Below are 18821 nucleotides of genomic sequence, written 5' to 3'. Positions count from 1 at the left end.
CGTATGCCTCCTCATTTCCGGTGCGATCGTCGGCCGCAAGTCCCGCGCGTACGTCGCGCACTCCGACGGCCCCCGGCACGTGCCGGGGGCCTTCGGGGAGCGCGACTTACGCGCGGGACTTGCGGCCGACGATCGCGCCGTAGATGAGGAGGACGACGATCGCACCGACGACGGAGACGATGATGCTCACGATGTTGATGCCGTTGACGGCGTCCTGGATGCCGAACAGCGTGCTGAGGAAGCCGCCGAGCAGCGCGCCCACGATGCCGAGGACGATCGTGATGATCCATCCGCCGCCCTGCTTGCCCGGGAGGATGAGCTTGGCGAGCGCCCCGGCGATGAGGCCGAGGATGATCCAGCTGATGATGCCCATGATGTTTCTCCTTCAGTTCGTGCCCGATCGGCCGTTCCGATGCGAGCGGAGACACCGGCGGGCCGGTGTCCTGTGAGTCGTGGAAGCGGGGGTCAGCGGAGGCGGCGCTGCACCTTGTCGCGGGCCTTGCTCGCGATGGCGGTGAGCTGCTTGGCCTCGCGCTTGGAGGTCTTCTTGAGCTTCTTGCGGGTCTTCTTGGTGGCCGGGTCGTTCCACACGCCGAGTGCGAGGTGGCGCAGCTCTTCGTAGCGGCCACGACCGGCGCGGGAGCCGAACACGTAGGCGGTGAAGGCGACCAGTGCCAGCAGGACGAGGCGGGGGTTCATGCGGTGACCCTTCCATCGGAGAGCACCGGGTCGTGCTCGACACCCATTTGACTCTCCTGTGCGATCCGTGACAAACCGCGGCCCGACCATTGACAGGGACCCCTCGCATCGTGTTCCGCGTGCGCGTGTACCCGATTCAGCCGCAGGCCGGAGACGTCTCGGCCGGGAAGCGGTCGTGGAGGTAGCGGCCGTAGCCGCCCTCGACCCGGTTGTCGCGGCGGCCGGAGGTGACCACCTCGCCGTGGTCCGTCGCTCCGACCCGGGCGCCGCTCGCGCGCAGCCGCTCGACGAGCAGGACGTCCTCGTGCAGCGGCTCCTGCCCGAACCCGCCCGCGGCGAGGTACGCGCTCGCGCGGACGCCGAGGTTCGCGCCGTGGATGCTGCCGATCGACTCCTCCCGCGCGCGGACGTCGCGCCAGCGCGAGTAGGCGCCGGGGGAGAGGTCGGCCGGGTCGGGCCGGACCGTGCCGAGCAGCGCGTCGTGCCGTCGGGCGTGCTCGACGTGGGCGGCCAGCCAGTCGCGGGGGACCACGGTGTCGGCGTCGGTGTTGGCGATCCACACCTGCTCGAGCGGAGCGGTGACGGAGGAGAGGGCGTGCGCGATCCCGGCGGAGCGGGCGGCGCCGACTCCGCAGCGGGCGAGCTCCAGCACCTCGGCGCCGGCGGCACGGGCCCGCCCGACGGTCGCGTCGGAGCAGCCGTCCGCGGCGACCACGAGGCGCATCCCGATGCCGGGCGCCCGGTGGGCGAGGTGGGTCGCGCTCGCCTGAACGGAGGCGATCAGGCTGCCGATCCGCTCCTCCTCGTCGCGCGCGGGAACGACGACCAGCACCTGCGCGAGCCGGCTCACACCAGCCCCGTCCGGCGGGCGACCGAGCGGGAGTCGCGGGCGTGGACCTCGAGCAGGACGTCCTCCTCCTCGTGGCGGGCGAGGCGGTGCAGGCCCAGCTCCGCCACGGCGGACTGCACGGCGTCGCCGTCGAGAGCGAGACCCTCGATCGGGTGCCGCCAGTGCACGGTGACGAGCTCGCCCGCGGGCGCGAGGGCGTCGCGGATGCTGCGCAGCACGCCGGGGAGGGCGTCGCCGAGGTAGTAGCCGACCTCCGAGAGCACGACCAGGTCGAACGGACCTTCCGGCACGCCGCGGGTGATGTCGTGGTGCTCGACCCGCACGTGCTCGAGCGGAGCGAGGCGGCGGGCGGCGCGCTCGACGGCGGCGCTCGAGACGTCGATCGCCAGCAGTCGGTCGGCCCGGTCGGCCAGCGCCTCGGCGAGCACGCCGATCGAGGCGCCGATCTCCAGCACCGAGCCGTAGCGCTGCTCCGGCAGGCTCGCGAGGGTCAGGGCGCGCTTGCGCTGCTCGTACCAGCGGCTCGTGTACCCCCACGGGTCCTCGTGGCGGGCGTACAGCTCGTCGAAGTAGCTCATGCGATCCTCACCAGCCGGTCGTCCCCGGCGAAGGTGCGCAGGAAGAGCGGGTGGAGCACCGGGCCGGTCCCGTCGGGCCCGGGGCGGGTCTGGCTCGGATACCGGGAGCGGGCGCGGCGGGTGCGCTCGAGCAGCTCGTCGTCGAGCGGCAGGCGCATGAGGTCGCCCCACGGCACCTCGGGGTCCTCCGGGTCCGCCCAGTGCCACAGCCAGATCGGCGCGGCGAGCAGCGGCTGCCCGAGCTCGTGCGCGACCTCCGCGCAGACCTCGCCGACCACGCGGTGGTCGCGGTGCCCGTCCCCGGTCCAGGTGGAGAGGAGGAGGACGGTCCCGGAGGCGCCGGCCGCCCGCTCGCGCACCTCGTGCGCGATGCGCTCGCGGTGGTCCGGGGTCGCGGAGTCCGGCACGTCGAGGAAGGCGAGCCCGATCCCGGGGCCCAGCTCCGCCAGGGCGTCCGCGGCCTCCCGCCGGCGCTCGGCGGCCAGGTCCGCGTCCCGCTCGCCGTGGGCCGCGGCTCCGTCGGTCACGACGACGACGTCCACCGCGATCCCGCGCCGGCGCGCGAGTGCGATGGTGCCGCCGCAGCCGAGGGTTTCGTCGTCGGCGTGCGCGACGACGACCAGGACGCGCCGGATCTCCTCGGGCAGGGTCAGCTCCGGGAGGCGGTCGCGGCGGCCGTCCGCGCTCCAGCGCTCGAGAGGAGTGCCCTCGAGGCGCCCGTCGAAGGGCCGACTCACCAGGAGGCCGCCTCGCCCGAGGCGAGCACGGCGCGGCCGAGAGCGGCGTCGTCGCGCTCGGCGTGGTGCTGGCGGACGTAGAGCGCGAGGTCGGCGACCCGCTTGGCGTGCTCGGCGTCGAGGGCGAGCGGAGCCGGGCCGAGCGCGCGTCCGGCGCGGAGCAGGATCTCCTCCACCGCCCCGGCGACGCTCGCCCGCACGCGCTTGGCGAGCAGCGAGCCCCGGGGTCCGTCGGCCTCGCCCGCGTCGATCGCCGCGGCGGCCTCGTCCAGTGCCCGGCGCGACGCGGAGAGCGCCGTGTCGATCGCTCCGAGGTGGGCCAGGAGGTGCGGGTCCTCGCGCCGGGCGGCCGCAGCCGCGACGGCCGCCGCGACTCCGAGGGCTCCGCCGTGCCAGCAGGCGGCGACGCCGATGCCGCCCCAGGCGAAGCCGGGCCGGGAGAGGTACCAGCCGGAGTCGCCCACGGGAACGGCCCGGGCGTCGGAGAAGCGGACCGGTCCGCTGGGGACCTCCGTCAGCCCGCGCGCGTGCCAGGCGTTCTGCTCCGGCGTCGCCGTCCCGTCGCGCAGCGCCACGGCGAAGAGGCGGCGCTCGCCGGAGGCGTCCCCGACGTGCGCGGTGACGAGGGCGGCGTCGAGGCGGTCGGCCAGCGAGCACCAGGGCTTCACTCCGTCGAGCAGCCAGTCGCCGTCGCTCTCGCGGGCGACCAGAGGATCCCCGCCGCCCTCGGCCGCGAAGACCCCCCAGGCGGCGTAGGCGGAGACTCCGAGTCCGGACGGGTCCAGCTCCGCCTCGCCGAGGATCGCGAGAGCGTCGAGGTGCGGCTCCACCGCGCGCGCGACGCCGAGGTCGTGCCGGGCCAGGCGCTCGAGGAGTCCGTGCAGCTCGGCGGTGCGACCGGTGCCGGGCCGAGGCGCGTCGGTGCTCAGAGCGCGCGCGAAGGCGAGTGCGCCGTCGACGTCAGGGGGGAGGAGAGAGGAGGAGTGCTGGTCCATCGCCTCCGAAACTACGCAGTCGAGCGGGCGGCGTCCGGCGATTGTCCCCGAACGGAGGGGGTGCTAAGCGTCAGAGGTCCAGGTCGTTGATCCTGTGCAGGAGAGAGGCGAAGAGCTCGACGTCGGCGAGCGCCCAGCTGCGCAGCTCCTCGTGCATCAGCGCCTGGTTCGAGCTGCGGATCTCGCGCAGCCGCGCGGCGGTCGCTCGAGTCACCGAGAGGATCGTGGCGCGTCCGTCCTGGGGGTCGGGGGTGCGCTCGAGGAAGCCGAGGCGGTCGAGCGCCGTGATCTGGCGGCTGAGCGCCGACTTGTCCATCTCGAGAAGCTCGGCCAGCACGCCGGAGTGCACGGGCCCCCGGCGCTCGAGCGCCGAGATCGTCTTGTAGCCCAGCGGCGTCAGCTCCGGGTGGAGCCGCTCGGCGTAGGAGCGCATCGCCGCCCGCACGCGGTTGAAGAGGGTGCTGAGCTCGCCCTCCACCGAGGCGATCGCGGAGTCGACGTCGCGGGCGGAGTCGGGGGTCGGGCCGGTCATGCCTCCAGCATCCCGCGGGAGGGCCCTCCTCCTCGACTTGCGCCCGCGCGCCGCGATGACGTACGCTTCCCGAAGCCAAAGACCGCCGGTTTCCGGTGTGCGCACGAGCAGGGCCCCGGCCCCGCGGATCGCCACCGGACGAAGGATTCGCGAAGCGAATTGCCCGCGCAGGTGCACGAGTTCAGTTCCGCCTCACCGCGATCCCGAAGCTCCGCGCCCCTGTGCCGGAGCTTTTTTCTTTGCCTGCCTTCGGGCTACCGGCACGAGAATTCACAGGAGTAGCCATGGCGAACAAGGAAGCCTCGGTTGCCGAACTCACGGAGAAGTTCCAGAGCTCGACGGCCGTTCTGCTGACCGAGTACCGCGGTCTCACTGTTGCTCAGCTCAAGACGCTGCGCAAGGACATCAGTGAGCACGCAACCTACGCCGTGGTGAAGAACACGCTGACCAAGATCGCGGCGAACAACGCCGGTATCTCGTCCTTCGACGACGAGCTCGCTGGCCCCTCGGCCATCGCGTTCGTGCACGGCGACCCTGTCGCCGTCGCGAAGTCGCTGCGTGCCTTCGCCAAGGCAAACCCTCTCCTCGTGGTCAAGGGCGGTTACTTCGACGGTAACCCGCTGACCGCAGAAGAGGTGGGCAAGCTCGCCGACCTCGAGTCCCGCGAAGTTCTGCTCGGCAAGCTCGCCGGCGCCTTCAAGGCCTCGCTGTTCGGTGCCGCATATCTGTTCAACGCTCCGCTCTCGAAGGCCGTTCGCACGGTCGAGGCGCTGCGCGAGAAGCAGGAGTCCGCGAGCTGACGTCTTCCCCTCCCGGGAAGCAGTGCGCGCGCGGTTCGTAGACAAAGAAAAACAAGGAGAAAAATCATGGCAAAGCTCACGCAGGACGAGCTCATCGAGGCCTTCAAGGAGCTCACGCTCATCGAGCTCTCGGAGTTCGTCAAGAAGTTCGAAGAGGTCTTCGAGGTCACCGCTGCGGCGCCCGTCGCCGCCGCCGGTGTGGCCGGCCCGGCCGCCCCCGCCGAAGAGGTCGAGGAGCAGACCGAGTTCGACGTCGTGCTCGAGGCCGCCGGCGAGAAGAAGATCCAGGTCATCAAGGAGGTGCGCGCCCTCACCAGCCTCGGCCTCGGTGAGGCGAAGGCGCTCGTCGACGGTGCCCCCAAGGCGGTCCTCGAGGCCGTCAACAAGGAGACCGCCGAGAAGGCCAAGGCTCAGCTCGAGGGCGCCGGCGCGACCGTCACCGTCAAGTAGTCCCCCTCACCCGTCGCGGGTGCCGGCTCCGGCCGGTCGCTCGTCAGGGTGACGCAGGCACGCCTGCAGACGCAGGGCGTCGTCTCCTCGGAGGCGGCGCCCTTCGTCGTTCCCGCCCGACGGAGGCGCGCGCCCCTAGGATCGGAGCGTGACTGCTCACGATCTGCTCGCCGGGCTCCCCGCCCGCGACGTCCCGCCCAGCGAGGTCTCGCTCAGCGAGCTCCTGAGCGACTTCGTCTCGGTGACGCACCGGATCACCCGCCTCGCCGCCCAGGCGACCGGCAACCAGGAGTCGCAGGCCGTGTGGCGCACGCTCTCGGTGCTCCTCTCGATGGGACCGATGCGCCTGGGGGAGCTCGCCTCCCAGAGCCGCGTCTCGCAGCCCACGATGACCAAGATCGTGAAGAACCTCGTCGAGACCGGCTGGCTCGACCGCATCGCCGATCCCCTCGACGCGCGCGCCTGGCAGATCCGCCTCGCTCCTGCCGGCGCGGACGCGCTGCACGCCTGGCGGACGGACCTCGGCGACGCGCTGACGCCGATCTTCGCCGATCTGACCCCGGAGGACCGCCGCGTCCTCGAGCGGGCCGTCGAGATCATGCACGAGCGCCTCGTCGTCGGCCCGCGCGACTGACCCCCCTCCCGCACGGTTCTGCTGCGCGGCACACTGGTCGCGTGCAGATGCGACTCGAGCTCGTCCCCCTCCCCGTCAGCGACGTCGACCGCGCGGTCGCCTTCTACACGGAGGTGATGGGCTTCCACCTCGACCACGACGTGCGGCCCTCCGCGGTGATGCGCGTGGTCCAGCTCACCCCGCCCGGCTCGGCCTGCTCGATCGTGGTCGGCAGCGGGATGGGGCCCGGTCCGGAGGAGGGCGTCGTCCGCTCGCTCCACCTCGTCGTCGACGACATCGCCGCCGCTCGCGCGGAGCTCGTCGACCGCTCGCTCGAGATCAGCGAGGTCCAGGACCTGGGCGGCGTGCAGTACGCGTACTTCGCCGATCCGGACGGCAACACCTGGGCGCTCCAGGAGATCGGGAGCAGGACGCCCCCGGAGTGAGTCAGTCCTCGGGCCAGCGGACCCGGGCGTCGACGTCGGGGTGCTTGCGCAGCCAGGCCGCGACGAAGGGGCAGCGCGGGACGACCGTGCCGCCCGCCTCCGTGATCGCGGTGACCGCGGCCCGCGCGAGGATGCTCCCGAGGCCGTGGCCCTCCCAGCCGTCGTCGACGACGGTGTGGGTGAGCACCACCTCGTCGCCCTGACGGGTGTACGCGGCGAAGCCGGCCGGCGTGCCGCCGACCTCGATCACGAAGCGGGACCGCTCGGGGACGTCGCGGACAGTGGGGGTGTCGGAGTCGCTCATGCTCCGATTCTCGCCCCCCGCGGCGCCGAGGTGCTGGTGCGGATCACCAGCGAGGCGGGGATCAGCGTGTGGCGGGCCGGGGGAGGGGGCTCGCCGCGGCCGAGGGCGGCCAGCGCGTCCAGCACCAGCGCGACCGCGAGCTCGCCCTGCTGGCGCGGGTCCTGGCGGATCGAGCTGAGACCGAAGAGCTCGGCGAGGGGGTGGTCGTCGATCCCGATGACGGAGACGTCCTCGGGCACCGAGAGGCCGAGCTCGCGCGCCGCGAGGATGATCCCGATCGCGATCTCGTCAGAGGCGGCGAAGATGGCCGTCGGCCGGGTCCGCGGATCGCCGAGGACCTGCCGTCCGGCGCTGTGCCCGCCGGGGATGTCGAAGGTCGTGGGCACGATGTCCTGCGCGCCGGGCTCGACGCCGGCGGCCGCGAGCGCCTGACGGAAGCCGTCGCGGCGCTGCGTGTGGACGTGGAAGTCCATCTCCTCCTCCGCGAGCCCGCCGATGTGGACGACCCGCTCGTGGCCGAGGGAGAGGAGGTGCTCCGTGGCGAGGCGGGAGGCGGCGACGTCGTCGATGCTGAAGGTGGGGATGCCGGGGAGCTCGCCGCCGATGCCGACGATCGGCTTGCCCAGGGCGAGGAGCGCCTCCGTCTCGTGCGGCGAGATCTCGAGGGTGACGGCGACGATCGCGTCGACGCGCTTGCGGACGAGGTAGTACTCGAACACGCTCCGGCGGGCGTCGAGGTGCTTGTCGATGTTGTAGAGGAGCAGGTCGTACCCGGCGGCGAGCAGGGCGCGCTCGATGCCCTCGATGATCCCGGCGAAGAACCACTGGTTGATGATCGGGATGATCACGGCGATGTTGTTGCTGCGGCCGGTGACGAGGCTGGACGCGTTGGCGGAGACGACGTAGCCCAGGCTCGTCGCGGCGCGCTCGACGCGCTGCTTCGTCCCCGCCGAGACGTAGCCCCGACCGCTGAGCGCGCGCGAGACCGTCGCCTTCGACACTCCTGCGAGCTCGGCCACCTCTTCGATGCCTGGCACGGCGTTCCTCCCGACCGTCCGGCGTCGATGCTGGAAACGGTTCCAGGAAGTTATACCCCGCCCGGCGGCCGGACGTCGCGCCGAGATCGATCTCCATCCGGCCCCGCCGCCGCGATCGCTGTTCTGACGCCGAATCGTTATCTCAGAGAGCGCTCTATCACCGGCGTTGTGCTTTCATCGTTCTTGTGGAAAGGTTTCCCTCCGTGGGAGCCCACCCACACGAATCCGGTGATCCGCTCGGAGTTCCTCCTGGCATCGCCATCACCAGCATCCGAGTCGTCGCGGCACACGCTTCGAGCCGCCACAGCCTCCCGATCCCCGATCGGCGAGGAGCGGCCTGCTCAGCTGGTTCCACCACTCAATGAGGAGGAAGAATGCGGTCATCCCTGCACCGCCGTATCACCGTCCCGGTCGCCGTTCTGGCAGCGGCCGGCATCGCTCTCGCGGGCTGCTCCAGCAGCAGTGACCCCAACGACCCGAACGTCGGCGGCGGCAGCTCGGCCGGCACGGTCGGCACCGCCGACGGCGTCGTCAACATCTACGGCACCATCAACGGCGACGAGGCCACCCTTCTCGAGCAGTCCTGGGCGGACTGGGAGAAGGAGAACGACATCGAGATCAAGTACACGGGCGACAAGGAGTTCGAGAAGCAGATCGGCATCAAGGTCCAGGGTGGCGACACCCCCGACCTCGCGATCTTCCCGCAGCCGGGTCTGCTCGCCGACACCGTCGCCTCCGGCAAGGTGCAGGAGCTCCCGGAGGGCGCCCTCGCCAACGTCAAGCAGAACTGGTCCGAGGACTGGCAGAAGTACGGCCAGGTCGACGGCACCCAGTACGGCGCGCCGCTGATGGCGTCCGTCAAGGGCTACATCTGGTACTCGCCGGCCAAGTTCAAGGAGTGGGGCGTCTCCGTTCCCACGACGTGGGACGAGATGGAGGCGCTCGGCAAGACGATCGCCGAGAAGACCGGCGGACCGTCCTGGTGCGCGGGCTTCAACTCCGGTGAGGCCTCCGGCTGGCCCGGAACCGACTGGATCGAGGACGCCGTCCTCCGCGAGGCCGGCCCCGACGTCTACGACTCCTGGGTCGCAGGCGACACCCCCTTCACCGACCCGGCCATCAAGTCCGCGTTCGACTCCGTCGGATCGATCCTCCTCGACCCGACCCTCGTCAACGCCGGCTACGGCGACGTGAAGTCGATCAACTCCACCGCCTTCGGCGACGTCGCCCAGAACATGGCGAACGGCACCTGCGCGCTGACCCACCAGGCCTCGTTCTTCGAGGGCTTCCTGACCTCGGCCGGCGCCAACGTGGCCGAGGACGGCGACGTGTGGGCCTTCCTCACCCCGCCGGTCAAGGCCGACGACGCCCAGGCCGTCACGGGTGGTGGCGAGATGGTCGCCGCCTTCTCGAACGACGCCGACACCGCGAAGGTCCAGGAGTACCTGGCCAGCGCCGACTGGGCCAACAGCCGCGTCTCCCTCGGAGGCGTCATCTCCGCCAACACCGGTCTCGACCCGGCCAACGCGGGCAGCGACGTCCTGAAGGACTCCATCGCGATCCTCCAGAACCCGGACACCACGTTCCGCTTCGACGCGTCCGACCTCATGCCGAAGGCAGTGGGCTCGGACAGCTTCTTCAAGGGCATGGTCGACTGGATCGACGGCACGAGCACCGACCAGGCGCTCGAGGAGATCCAGGCCGGCTACACCTCCTAACAGCGGAGCAGAGCCGCCGCTCCCGAGTGGCGGCTCAGCTGTGACGGCCCGGTCCCCGGATCCACGGATCCCGGGGCCGGGCCCCTCCTGAGTCCAGAGTCGCACTCGAAAGGGCGTCCATGTCCCCCATCACCATCTCGGGGTTCTTCCAGTGGCTGGCGGGAATCCCGCCGCTCGCGCAGATCCCGCTCATCCTCCTGGCCTTCGCGGCCGTGGTGGCACTCATCCTCTTCTTCGTCGAGATCGCGCCCCGCCGCGGCACCGGCTACACGATCCTCCGGCTCGCGGTCACGGTCGTCCTGCCGGTCGTCCTCCTGCTGGTCTTCGGCCTCTACAACTCGGTCCTCTGGGTCGCGGTGGTGGCCGCCGTCATCGGCGGTGCGCTGTTCCTGCTCGACTTCCGATCCCGCAAAGGCGCGGGCTACGGACTCCAGCTCATCGCTTTCATGGCACCGGCCGCGTTCTTCATCCTGATCGGCCTGATCTACCCGACGATCACGACCGCCTTCAACGCGTTCATGAAGAACGACGGCTCCGGATTCGCCGGCATCGACAACTTCGTCTGGGTCTTCACCAGCCCCGACGGCATCACCGCCTTCCTCAACACGGTGGTCTGGGTGCTCCTGGCCCCCATCACGGCGACCGCCATCGGCCTCGCCTACGCGGTCTTCATCGACAAGAGCCGCGGCGAGAAGTTCTTCAAGCTGCTGGTCTTCATGCCGATGGCGATCTCGTTCGTCGGCGCGTCGATCATCTTCAAGTTCTTCTACGACGTCCGCCAGGGCGAGCAGATCGGCCTCCTCAACGGGATCCTCACCGCCTTCGGCGCCCCGCCGGTCGACTGGCTGGGACTCGAGCCGTGGAACACGCTGTTCCTCGTCGTCGTCCTCATCTGGACCCAGGCCGGATTCGCCATGACGGTGCTCTCCGCCGCGATCAAGGGCGTCCCCTCCGAGCAGCTCGAAGCGGCCTCGCTCGACGGCACCAGCGCGTGGCAGTCCTTCTGGAACGTCACCGTGCCCGGCATCCGCTCCTCGATCGTGGTCGTCCTCACGACGATCTCGATCGCGTCGCTGAAGGTCTTCGACATCGTCTCGGCGATGACCGGCGGCCGCTCCGACACCACGGTCCTCGCGTTCGAGATGGTCCGCCAGTTCCAGCTCGGCGCCCGCAGCGGCTACAGCGCGGCCCTCGCGGTCATCCTGTTCCTGCTCGTGCTCCCGATCGTCGTCTACAACGCCCGCCAGCTCGCCAAGCAGAGGGAGATCCGATGAGCGTCACGCCCACTCCGATCCAGGTTCCGGTCGACCGCAGCACCGAGCGCGCGCTCGCCCGCGGCGAGTCGAGGATCGAGGCGGCCAGCGGCAAGGTCAAGAAGGCGACGACGTCGCGCGGTGCCACGCTCGCCGCGCTGATCATCGCCGTCATCTGGACCGTCCCGACCCTCGGGCTGTTCATCTCGTCGTTCCGCCCCGCCAACGACATCAAGACGACCGGCTGGTGGACGATCTTCGCCAACCCCGGCTTCACCCTCGACAACTACGCGAACGCGCTCGACTCGGGCGACAGCCTGACGCTGGGCAAGGCGTTCGTGAACTCGCTGGTCATCACGCTGCCCGCGGCGCTGATCCCGATCACGATCGCCAGCCTCGCGGCCTACGCGTTCGCCTGGATCGACTTCAAGGGCCGCAACACGCTCTTCGTCCTCGTGTTCTCGCTCCAGATCGTCCCCATCCAGATGGCGCTCGTGCCGCTGCTGCAGCTGTTCTCGGACGGCCTGCGCATCGGAGGGCTCTACATCCTCCCCGGCCTCGGGGTGAACGGATTGGACGGCTCGTACGCGAAGGTGTGGATCGCGCACACGATCTTCGCGCTCCCACTCGCGATCTTCATGCTGCACAACTTCATCTCGGAGATCCCCGGCGAGGTCATCGAAGCGGCCCGCGTGGACGGAGCCGGCCACGGCCAGATCTTCTTCCGCATCGTCCTCCCGCTCTCGGTCCCGGCGATCGCCTCCTTCGGCATCTTCCAGTTCCTCTGGGTCTGGAACGACCTGCTCGTCGCGACGGTCTTCACCTCCGGACAGGGGCTCCCGATCACGAAGGCACTGCAGGACCTCACCGGCTCCTACGGCCAGTCGTGGGAGCTGCTCACGGCCGGCGCGTTCATCTCGATCATCGTGCCGCTCATCGTGTTCTTCTCCCTCCAGAGGTTCTTCGTCCGCGGCCTCCTCGCCGGCGCCACCAAGGGCTGACGACCCGCGGGGGTGCCGTGGGCGGCGTTGTCGTCGTCGGCGGTAGCTCCGCTACAGCTCTCCTCCTCCGCCTTGCCCACGACACCCCCGCGGGCCGTCAGCACTGCTCGTCGGGGGAAGGGGGGGCACGAACGAAGGCCCGGGTCCTGCTGTGCAGGACCCGGGCCTTCGTCGTGCGGTGGCGCCTGCGGCGGCCACCAAGGGCACAGCGCCTGCGGCGGCCGCCTTGCACGAGGGCCGGACAGTCGCGCGGCGACGCATCGAGATCGGGCGGATTCCGTGGTGGTCGAGTGGCCGCGCAGCGGAGAGGTGACCGGCGCGGTCGATCGGCTGGGGACGGCGCGGGGGACGCGGGGCGGGTTTGCACGACTTCGCCGTGGGCGGAAGGACGAGAGCGGGACGGCGGGCGGGGCTAGGGTCGAGCCGTGAGCAGGATGGGTGATGTCGCGGCAGGCGGCGGGATGCGCGGAGGGGCGCGCGGCGGGAGGATCTCGAGCAGCGATCCGGACAGCCAGCGGGAGATCAACGCGGCGGCTCCGAAGGTCGACGACCTGCTCCGGCGCATCGCGGGGCTCTTCCGCGACCACCGCCCCAAGCTCACGCTCACCGTGATCCTCGTGCTCGTCGGCGCCGCCCTCACGGTGGTGCCCCCGCTCCTCACCCAGCTGGCCTTCGACCGCGGGCTCTTCCCGCCCGGCGGACGCCCGAACCTCCCGGTACTGCTCGAGCTGGTCGGCGTCATGGTGCTGGTCTGGGCGTTCTCGGCGATCCTCGGCGTCTGGCAGACCTACCTCACCGCGACCGTCGGCAACACGGTCATGGGAGAGCTGCGCATCCGCCTCTTCCGCCACCTGCAGGCGATGGAGCTCGGCTTCTTCACCCGCACCCGCACCGGCGTCATCCAGTCCCGCCTCGCCAACGACGTCGGCGGCGTGGCCAACGTGCTCACGAACACCGTCTCGAGCGTGCTCGGCAACACCGTCACCGTGATCGCGGCCGTCGTCGCGATGCTCCTGCTCTCGTGGCAGATGACGATCGTCGCCCTCGTCCTCACACCGGTGCTCGTCGTGGCCCAGCGCCGCGTCGGCCAGGTGAGGGCGCGCATCGCGACGAAGACGCAGGAGTCGCTGTCCGAGATGACCGCGATCACCCAGGAGACCCTCAGCGTCTCGGGCATCCTCCTGGCCAAGAGCTTCGGCCGCCAGGAGTCGGAGGTGACGCGCTACGCCGACGAGAACGGCCGGCAGATCGAGCTCCAGGTGCGGCAGCAGATGTCCGGCCAGTGGTTCTTCGCGATGGTGCAGATCTTCCTCTCCGTCATCCCCGTGATCGTGTACCTCGTGGCCGCCTGGCTGATCCTCGGCGGCACCACCGTGACCGCCGGGACCGTCGTGGCCTTCACCACCGTGCAGGCGCGCCTGATGTGGCCGCTCCTGGGCCTGATGCGCGTCGCGCTCGACCTGCAGACGGCCGGAGCGCTGTTCGCCCGCATCTTCGAGTACCTCGACCTGCGCCCGGCGATCACCGACCGGGCGGATGCACGCGAGGTCTCGGGCGAGCTCGGCCGGGTCGAGCTCGACGACGTGGTGTTCCGCTACCCCGACCAGGCGGAGGACGCGCGCCCGACGCTCGACCACGTCTCGGTCGCGATCGAGCCGGGCCAGTTCGTCGCCTTCGTCGGTCCCTCGGGCGCGGGCAAGACCACCATCTCCTACCTCGTCCCGCGCCTGTACGACGTGGCCGGGGGAGCGGTGCGCTTCGCCGGCACCGACGTGCGCGAGCTGCGGCAGGAGTCGCTCGTCTCGCACATCGGCATCGTCAGTCAGGAGACCTACCTCTTCCACGCCACCATCGGCGACAACCTCCGCTACGCCCGCCCCGACGCGACACAGGAGGAGCTCGAGGCGGCCGCCCGCGCCGCGAACATCCACGCGACGATCACGTCGTTCCCCGACGGCTACGACACCCTGGTCGGCGAGCGAGGCTACCGGCTCTCCGGAGGCGAGAAGCAGCGGCTCGCGATCGCCCGCGTCCTGCTGAAGGACCCGGCGGTGCTCATCCTCGACGAGGCGACCAGCGCCCTCGACACCGTCTCGGAGCGGATCGTGCAGACCGCACTCGACGACGCCGCCCGCGGCCGCACCACCATCGCCATCGCCCACCGGCTCTCGACCATCGTGTCGGCCGACGTCATCCACGTGGTGGAGGGCGGCCGGATCGTCGAGTCGGGCACCCATCGCGAGCTGCTCGGCCTCGGCGGCCTCTACGCCTCGCTCTACGCGCAGCAGACGGAGTCGGCCCTCCAGGGCTGAGTCGCGGCTGCGGCCGCGCGGCCGACCGCAGCCGACACGGAGTCGGCGCAGAACGTCAGCGGAGAGCACCCGCCCTTTCTCGACGGCGGAGGGGCACGGCTCTCAGCTGACCATGTGCGCGGCGCGCGCGCTCAGGCGGCGGGACGGTCCGCGAGCATCTGCTCCATCAGCGAGATCTCGGCCTCCTGGGCCTTCACGACGGAGGAGGCGAAGTCGGTGGCGACCGTCACGCGGCTCCGGGCGAGCAGCGCCTCGGCCATGTCGATCGCACCGCGGTGGTGGGCGATCATCAGCTCGAGGAACATCCGGTCGAAGTCGCGGCCGGACGCGCTGCTGAGGGCGGTGATCTGGTCCGGTGTCGCGAGACCGGGCATGCTCGCGGGCACGACGCCGTCCTCGGTCCCCATCCCCATCGACGAGTGCTCGTCGGCGGCTCCGGCCAGGGTCGGCCGGCCCATCCAGGTCATCGACGGCTCCGGAGCGGCCTGCGGCAGGCCCCACGAGTTCAGCCAGCCGAAGAGCTGCCCGGCCTGCTGCTGCTGGGTCAGCAGGATGTCCTTCGAGACGGTGAGGACCTCGTCGTCGGCACTGCGCTCGCGGGCGATCATCGCCAGCTCGGCGCCCTGCAGGTGGTGCACCTGCATGTCGCGCGCGAAGCCCGCCTCGGCGCTGGCGCTCGAGGGCGTCGCGGCGGAGGCGAACGGGGCGAGCGCGCCGAAGAGGTAGCCGCCGGCCGCCCCGAGGAGGAGCGCGACCACGGCGACCGCGGCGACGAGGATCCGGCCCCTACTGCTTGCCGGGCGCATCGATCCCTCCGGTGCAGGGGGCGCCGGGCTCCGGAGCGCTCGAGGACTGCCAGAAGCGCTCGACGAAGGCGTCGATGCGCGGGTCCTCGGGCGAGTCGATCGCGACCTGGGCGTCCCAGGCGCTCAGCACGATGGGCGACTCGAGACCCTCGTAGGGCGAGACGACGGAGTAGGTGTCGGGCATCGCGGCGATCAGCGCGTCGACCTCGCTCTGCGGGAGCGCGGGGTCGTACGTGGCCCAGACGGCGCCGTGCTCGAGGTCGTGCACCGCGTTCTCGTTCGGGACGGGCTCGTCGTAGACGCCGCAGTTCATCCACACGGCGTTGTGCGGGCCGCCCGCCGGCGGGGTCTGCGGGTAGTCGACGGCGCCGGCGACGTGGGTGGCGTCGTTGTCGAAGGTCTGCAGGCCGTCGATCTGGCGGGCCTCGACGATCTGCTGGTTGCCGAAGACGGTGACCGCGACGATCCCGCCGACCGCGAGCACGGCCAGGGCCGACAGCGACCAGATCCAGATGCGGGAGCCGCGCTTGCGGCGGTCCTGCTCGCGCTTGTAGGTCTCGAGCTTCTCCTGTCGGGCGCGGTTCTTGGCGGACAGCGTGTCTTTGGGCACGGCGGCGTCTCTCGTTCTGAGGGCGGAAGGCGCCTGTAGCGGGCGCAGGCGCCTGAGAGGCGCTCTCAGAGGATAACGAGCGAGGCTTCGGATCGGATCAATGCGCGGTCAGGGGATCTCGATGCGCCCGCGGGGCGGGCTGCTCGATCAGCGGAGGGCGGGGCGGGCTGCTCCTGCGGAGGAGGAAGGCCGCGGAGGAGTGGGATCCCGCGCCGCCGCTCCGACGCTCGGCCGCGCAGCCGCTGCTCAGGGGGCGAAGGTGAGCCAGAGCAGCAGGCCGTTCAGGACGATGAGGAAGACGGCGGCCAGCGCGGCGGCGAGGGTGGTGAACCAGCGGTTCGTCTGGTCGCCCATCAGGCGGCGGTCGCGGGTCAGGATCACGAGCGGCACGAGCGCGAAGGGGATGCCGAACGACAGGACCACCTGGCTGAGCACCAGCGCTCGCGTCGGGTCGAAGCCGATCGCGAGCACCAGGAGGGCCGGGATCAGCGTGACCAGACGACGGGCGACGAGCGGCACCCGCACCTGGAGCAGGCCGTGCATGATCTCGGCCCCCGCGTACGCGCCGACGGAGGTCGAGGCGAGGCCGGAGGCGAGCAGGCCGACGGCGAACAGGGTCGCGACCACCGGCCCGAGCGCCGCCCCGATGGCCGCGTGGGCGCCCTCGAGGCTGTCCGTCCCGGCGACTCCGGCCAGGGAGTGCGCGGCGAGGAGCAGGATCGCGAGGTTCACGGTGCCGGCGATGGCGAGCGCGATCGTCACGTCGATGCGGGTGGCGACCAGGATCCGCCGCCGCGCGCCGACGCCCTCGACGTGGCCGAAGCGGTCGCGCGCGAGCGCGGAGTGGGCGTAGATCGCGTGGGGCATGACGGTCGCGCCGAGGATCGAGGCGGCGAGCAGCACCGACTCCGAGCCCTCGAATCGCGGCACGAGACCGGCGACGGTCGCGCCCGCGTCCGGCGGATCGACGACCACGCCGACCGTGAAGCCGACGGCGATCAGCACCATCAGCGCCGTGATCACCCGCTCGAACGGCTGCGCCCCGCCCCGCGTCTGCACGAGCAGCAGCACCAGCGAGACCGCGCCGGTGACCACGCCGCCGACCAGCAGCGGCAGTCCGAAGAGCAGGTTCAGCGCGATCGCGCCGCCGATCACCTCGGCCAGGTCGGTCGCCATCGCGACCGTCTCGGCCTGCAGCCAGTAGGCCCGGCGGCCCCAACGGCCGCGCAGGCGGTCGCCGAGCAGCTCCGGGAGGCTGCGGCCGGTCATCAGGCCGAGCTTCGCCGAGAGGTACTGGATGAGCCAGGCCATCAGGTTGCCGAGCACCACCACCCAGACCAGGAGGTAGCCGAACCGGGCTCCGGCCGTCATATTGCTGGCGACGTTGCCCGGGTCGAGGTAGGCGACTCCGGCGACCAGCGCCGGGCCGAGCAGGCGGAGGAGGTGGATGTCGGCCGGACGCCGCGGCGGTGCGGCGATCGGTGAGGTCATTCGGGGTCCGTTCCGGGTCGACGGCGGCGCTCGCGGACCCCCACGATAGGGCACCGGCGCGACCGGCGGCACTCCCCTCCCGGGAGAGGTCCCTGTGCCTCCGCTCACCCCCGTCACACGCCCGGAGCCGGTTGCTACGCTGGCGGGATGAGCCTGGATCGCGCACTTCCCGCACGCCCGGAGACCGGGATGGCGTACGCCGATTCGGTCCTCGACCTCATCGGCGACACCCCGCTGGTGAAGCTGGGCCCCGTCGCGGCGGACGTGCAGGCGACCGTGCTGGTGAAGGTCGAGTACCTGAACCCCGGCGGCTCGTCGAAGGACCGCATCGCGACTCGCATCATCGACGCCGCCGAGCGCGACGGGCTGCTGAAGCCCGGCGGCACCATCGTGGAGCCGACCAGCGGCAACACCGGCATCGGCCTCGCCCTCGTCGCGCAGCAGCGCGGCTACCGCTGCGTGTTCGTGCTGCCGGACAAGGTCGGCGAGGACAAGCGCAACGTCCTCACCGCCTACGGGGCCGAGATCGTCGTGACGCCGACGGCCGTCGCTCCGGAGGACCCCGCCTCCTACTACTCCGTCTCGGACCGGCTCGCCCGCGAGATCCCCGGCGCCTTCAAGCCCAACCAGTACGCGAACCTCAACGGCCCGCTCAGCCACTACGAGACCACGGGCCCGGAGATCTGGCGCGACACCGCCGGCCGGCTCACCCACTTCGTCGCGGGAGTCGGCACGGGAGGCACCATCAGCGGAGTCGGCCGCTACCTCAAGGAGGTGTCGGAGGGCCGCGTGCAGATCGTCGGCGCCGACCCCGAGGGCTCCGTCTACTCCGGCGGCGGCGGTCGCCCGTACCTCACCGAGGGCGTCGGCGAGGACTTCTGGCCGAGCGCGTACGACCCGAGCGTGGTCGACCGGATCATCGCCTCCAGCGACGCCGAGTCGTTCGCGATGACCCGCCGCCTCGCCCGCGAGGAGGGACTGCTCGTCGGCGGATCGAGCGGGCTCGCCGTCTCCGTCGCGCTCAAGGCCGCGGCCGGTCTCGGGCCGGACGACGTGGTCGTCGTGCTGCTGCCGGACGGCGGGCGCGGCTACCTCGGCAAGATCTTCAACGACCGCTGGATGCGCTCCTACGGCTTCCTCGAGATGCGCGACGAGGGCACCGTCCGCGACGTGCTCCGCGCCCGGGCGGCGAGCGGGCAGGCGGACCTCCCGGCGCTCGTGCACGCTCACCCGACCGACACGATCCGCGACGCGATCGGCATCATGACCGAGTACGGCGTCTCGCAGCTGCCGGTGCTGACCGCCGAGCCGCCCGTCGTGATGGGCGAGGTCGTCGGAGCCGTCGACGAGCGCGAGCTGCTCGACCGCGTCTTCGCGGGATCCGCCTCGATGAACGACCCGCTCGGCGACTGCGTGGGCGACGCGCTCGCGCTGATCGGGCTCGGCGAGAGCATCACCGCCGCCCGCGCCGCGCTCACCGAGCACAGCGCCCTCCTCGTCACCGACGAGGGCAAGCCCGTCGCGGTGATCACCCGACAGGACCTCCTCACCTACGCCACGGCCTGACGGCCGCCGCCTCCGCACCTCCG

Annotated in this window: 21 protein-coding genes; 9 read left to right on the top strand and 12 right to left on the bottom strand. The window is 71.3% G+C overall.

Annotated elements, in window-relative coordinates; genetic code table 11:
* Nucleotides 1-106 precede the first annotated feature (106 nt).
* From C5D44_RS12120 to C5D44_RS12090, 7 genes are all read right to left on the bottom strand, one after another.
* Nucleotides 107-373, bottom strand: a complete 267-nt coding sequence (locus C5D44_RS12120) for a GlsB/YeaQ/YmgE family stress response membrane protein (RefSeq protein WP_104224330.1) — start codon at nucleotides 371-373, stop codon at nucleotides 107-109.
* A gap of 92 nt (nucleotides 374-465) precedes the next feature.
* Entirely contained in the window at nucleotides 466-699 is a 234-nt protein-coding gene (locus C5D44_RS12115) for a hypothetical protein (protein ID WP_104227476.1), read from the bottom strand.
* 136 nt (nucleotides 700-835) lie between these two features.
* Entirely contained in the window at nucleotides 836-1549 is a 714-nt protein-coding gene (locus tag C5D44_RS12110; RefSeq protein WP_104281773.1) for a glycosyltransferase family 2 protein, read from the bottom strand.
* Nucleotides 1546-2127: a class I SAM-dependent methyltransferase gene (locus C5D44_RS12105; RefSeq protein WP_104276743.1), complete on the bottom strand. Its 582-nt coding sequence runs from the start codon at nucleotides 2125-2127 to the stop codon at nucleotides 1546-1548. The genes C5D44_RS12110 and C5D44_RS12105 overlap by 4 nt, the downstream gene beginning before the upstream one ends.
* Nucleotides 2124-2864 carry a PIG-L deacetylase family protein gene (locus C5D44_RS12100; RefSeq protein WP_181118499.1) on the bottom strand — a complete coding sequence of 247 codons (741 nt, stop codon included), beginning with the start codon at nucleotides 2862-2864 and terminating at the stop codon, nucleotides 2124-2126. Before C5D44_RS12100 ends, C5D44_RS12105 begins: the two co-directional genes overlap by 4 nt.
* Entirely contained in the window at nucleotides 2861-3859 is a 999-nt protein-coding gene (locus tag C5D44_RS12095) for an acyl-CoA/acyl-ACP dehydrogenase (protein WP_104281772.1), read from the bottom strand. The genes C5D44_RS12100 and C5D44_RS12095 overlap by 4 nt, the downstream gene beginning before the upstream one ends.
* Before the next feature lie 70 nt (nucleotides 3860-3929).
* Nucleotides 3930-4391, bottom strand: coding sequence for a MarR family winged helix-turn-helix transcriptional regulator (locus C5D44_RS12090; RefSeq protein ID WP_104276741.1), 462 nt, complete (start codon nucleotides 4389-4391; stop codon nucleotides 3930-3932).
* Nucleotides 4392-4675: 284 nt separating this feature from the next.
* On the opposite strand from C5D44_RS12090, the gene rplJ reads away from it, so the two are divergent.
* From rplJ to C5D44_RS12070, 4 genes are all read left to right on the top strand, one after another.
* Nucleotides 4676-5191 carry a 50S ribosomal protein L10 gene (rplJ, locus tag C5D44_RS12085; RefSeq protein ID WP_055791018.1) on the top strand — a complete coding sequence of 172 codons (516 nt, stop codon included), beginning with the start codon at nucleotides 4676-4678 and terminating at the stop codon, nucleotides 5189-5191.
* A gap of 66 nt (nucleotides 5192-5257) precedes the next feature.
* On the top strand, nucleotides 5258-5641 hold the full coding sequence (gene rplL / locus C5D44_RS12080) for a 50S ribosomal protein L7/L12 (RefSeq protein ID WP_104224335.1): 384 nt from the start codon (nucleotides 5258-5260) through the stop codon (nucleotides 5639-5641).
* A 148-nt stretch (nucleotides 5642-5789) separates the two neighbouring features.
* On the top strand, nucleotides 5790-6275 hold the full coding sequence (locus C5D44_RS12075; RefSeq protein ID WP_258065065.1) for a MarR family winged helix-turn-helix transcriptional regulator: 486 nt from the start codon (nucleotides 5790-5792) through the stop codon (nucleotides 6273-6275).
* Between the two features lie 41 nt (nucleotides 6276-6316).
* Complete coding sequence (locus C5D44_RS12070) at nucleotides 6317-6700, top strand: VOC family protein (RefSeq protein ID WP_219812841.1); 384 nt, start codon at nucleotides 6317-6319, stop codon at nucleotides 6698-6700.
* Between the two features lies 1 nt (nucleotide 6701).
* Here C5D44_RS12070 and C5D44_RS12065 read toward each other — a convergent pair whose 3' ends face one another.
* Nucleotides 6702-7004 (bottom strand): GNAT family N-acetyltransferase, encoded by a 303-nt coding sequence (locus tag C5D44_RS12065; RefSeq protein WP_104276740.1) that lies wholly within the window; start codon nucleotides 7002-7004, stop codon nucleotides 6702-6704.
* Nucleotides 7001-8041, bottom strand: a complete 1041-nt coding sequence (locus C5D44_RS12060; protein ID WP_104281771.1) for a LacI family DNA-binding transcriptional regulator — start codon at nucleotides 8039-8041, stop codon at nucleotides 7001-7003. Before C5D44_RS12060 ends, C5D44_RS12065 begins: the two co-directional genes overlap by 4 nt.
* Nucleotides 8042-8415: 374 nt before the next feature.
* On the opposite strand from C5D44_RS12060, the gene C5D44_RS12055 reads away from it, so the two are divergent.
* The 4 genes from C5D44_RS12055 (at nucleotide 8416) to C5D44_RS12040 (ending at nucleotide 14325) form a co-directional block, all read left to right on the top strand.
* Nucleotides 8416-9759 carry an ABC transporter substrate-binding protein gene (locus C5D44_RS12055; protein WP_104281770.1) on the top strand — a complete coding sequence of 448 codons (1344 nt, stop codon included), beginning with the start codon at nucleotides 8416-8418 and terminating at the stop codon, nucleotides 9757-9759.
* 119 nt (nucleotides 9760-9878) lie between these two features.
* Complete coding sequence (locus C5D44_RS12050) at nucleotides 9879-11033, top strand: carbohydrate ABC transporter permease (protein ID WP_181110114.1); 1155 nt, start codon at nucleotides 9879-9881, stop codon at nucleotides 11031-11033.
* A complete protein-coding gene (locus C5D44_RS12045; protein WP_104276738.1) occupies nucleotides 11030-12013 on the top strand; it encodes a carbohydrate ABC transporter permease in 984 nt (327 codons plus the stop codon). The genes C5D44_RS12050 and C5D44_RS12045 overlap by 4 nt, the downstream gene beginning before the upstream one ends.
* Before the next feature lie 434 nt (nucleotides 12014-12447).
* Nucleotides 12448-14325, top strand: coding sequence for an ABC transporter ATP-binding protein (locus C5D44_RS12040; RefSeq protein WP_104247708.1), 1878 nt, complete (start codon nucleotides 12448-12450; stop codon nucleotides 14323-14325).
* Nucleotides 14326-14456: 131 nt separating this feature from the next.
* On the opposite strand, the gene C5D44_RS12035 is transcribed toward C5D44_RS12040, so the two are convergent.
* The 3 genes from C5D44_RS12035 to C5D44_RS12025 all read right to left on the bottom strand — a co-directional run bounded on the left by C5D44_RS12035 (nucleotide 14457) and on the right by C5D44_RS12025 (nucleotide 17232).
* Entirely contained in the window at nucleotides 14457-15131 is a 675-nt protein-coding gene (locus C5D44_RS12035) for a DUF305 domain-containing protein (RefSeq protein WP_104276737.1), read from the bottom strand.
* On the bottom strand, nucleotides 15112-15741 hold the full coding sequence (locus C5D44_RS12030; protein WP_258065064.1) for a DUF3105 domain-containing protein: 630 nt from the start codon (nucleotides 15739-15741) through the stop codon (nucleotides 15112-15114). The genes C5D44_RS12035 and C5D44_RS12030 overlap by 20 nt, the downstream gene beginning before the upstream one ends.
* A 246-nt stretch (nucleotides 15742-15987) precedes the next feature.
* Nucleotides 15988-17232, bottom strand: coding sequence for an Nramp family divalent metal transporter (locus tag C5D44_RS12025; RefSeq protein WP_104276736.1), 1245 nt, complete (start codon nucleotides 17230-17232; stop codon nucleotides 15988-15990).
* A gap of 189 nt (nucleotides 17233-17421) precedes the next feature.
* Here C5D44_RS12025 and C5D44_RS12020 point away from each other — a divergent pair, with 189 nt between their 5' ends.
* On the top strand, nucleotides 17422-18798 hold the full coding sequence (locus C5D44_RS12020) for a cystathionine beta-synthase (RefSeq protein WP_104276735.1): 1377 nt from the start codon (nucleotides 17422-17424) through the stop codon (nucleotides 18796-18798).
* The last annotated feature ends 23 nt before the right edge of the window (nucleotides 18799-18821 follow it).

It is taken from the genome of Rathayibacter sp. AY1B5, assembly GCF_002932795.1.
GTDB lineage: Bacteria > Actinomycetota > Actinomycetes > Actinomycetales > Microbacteriaceae > Rathayibacter.
Note: the sequence above shows the minus strand (reverse complement) of the source record. Positions and strands in the feature narration are given on the sequence as shown.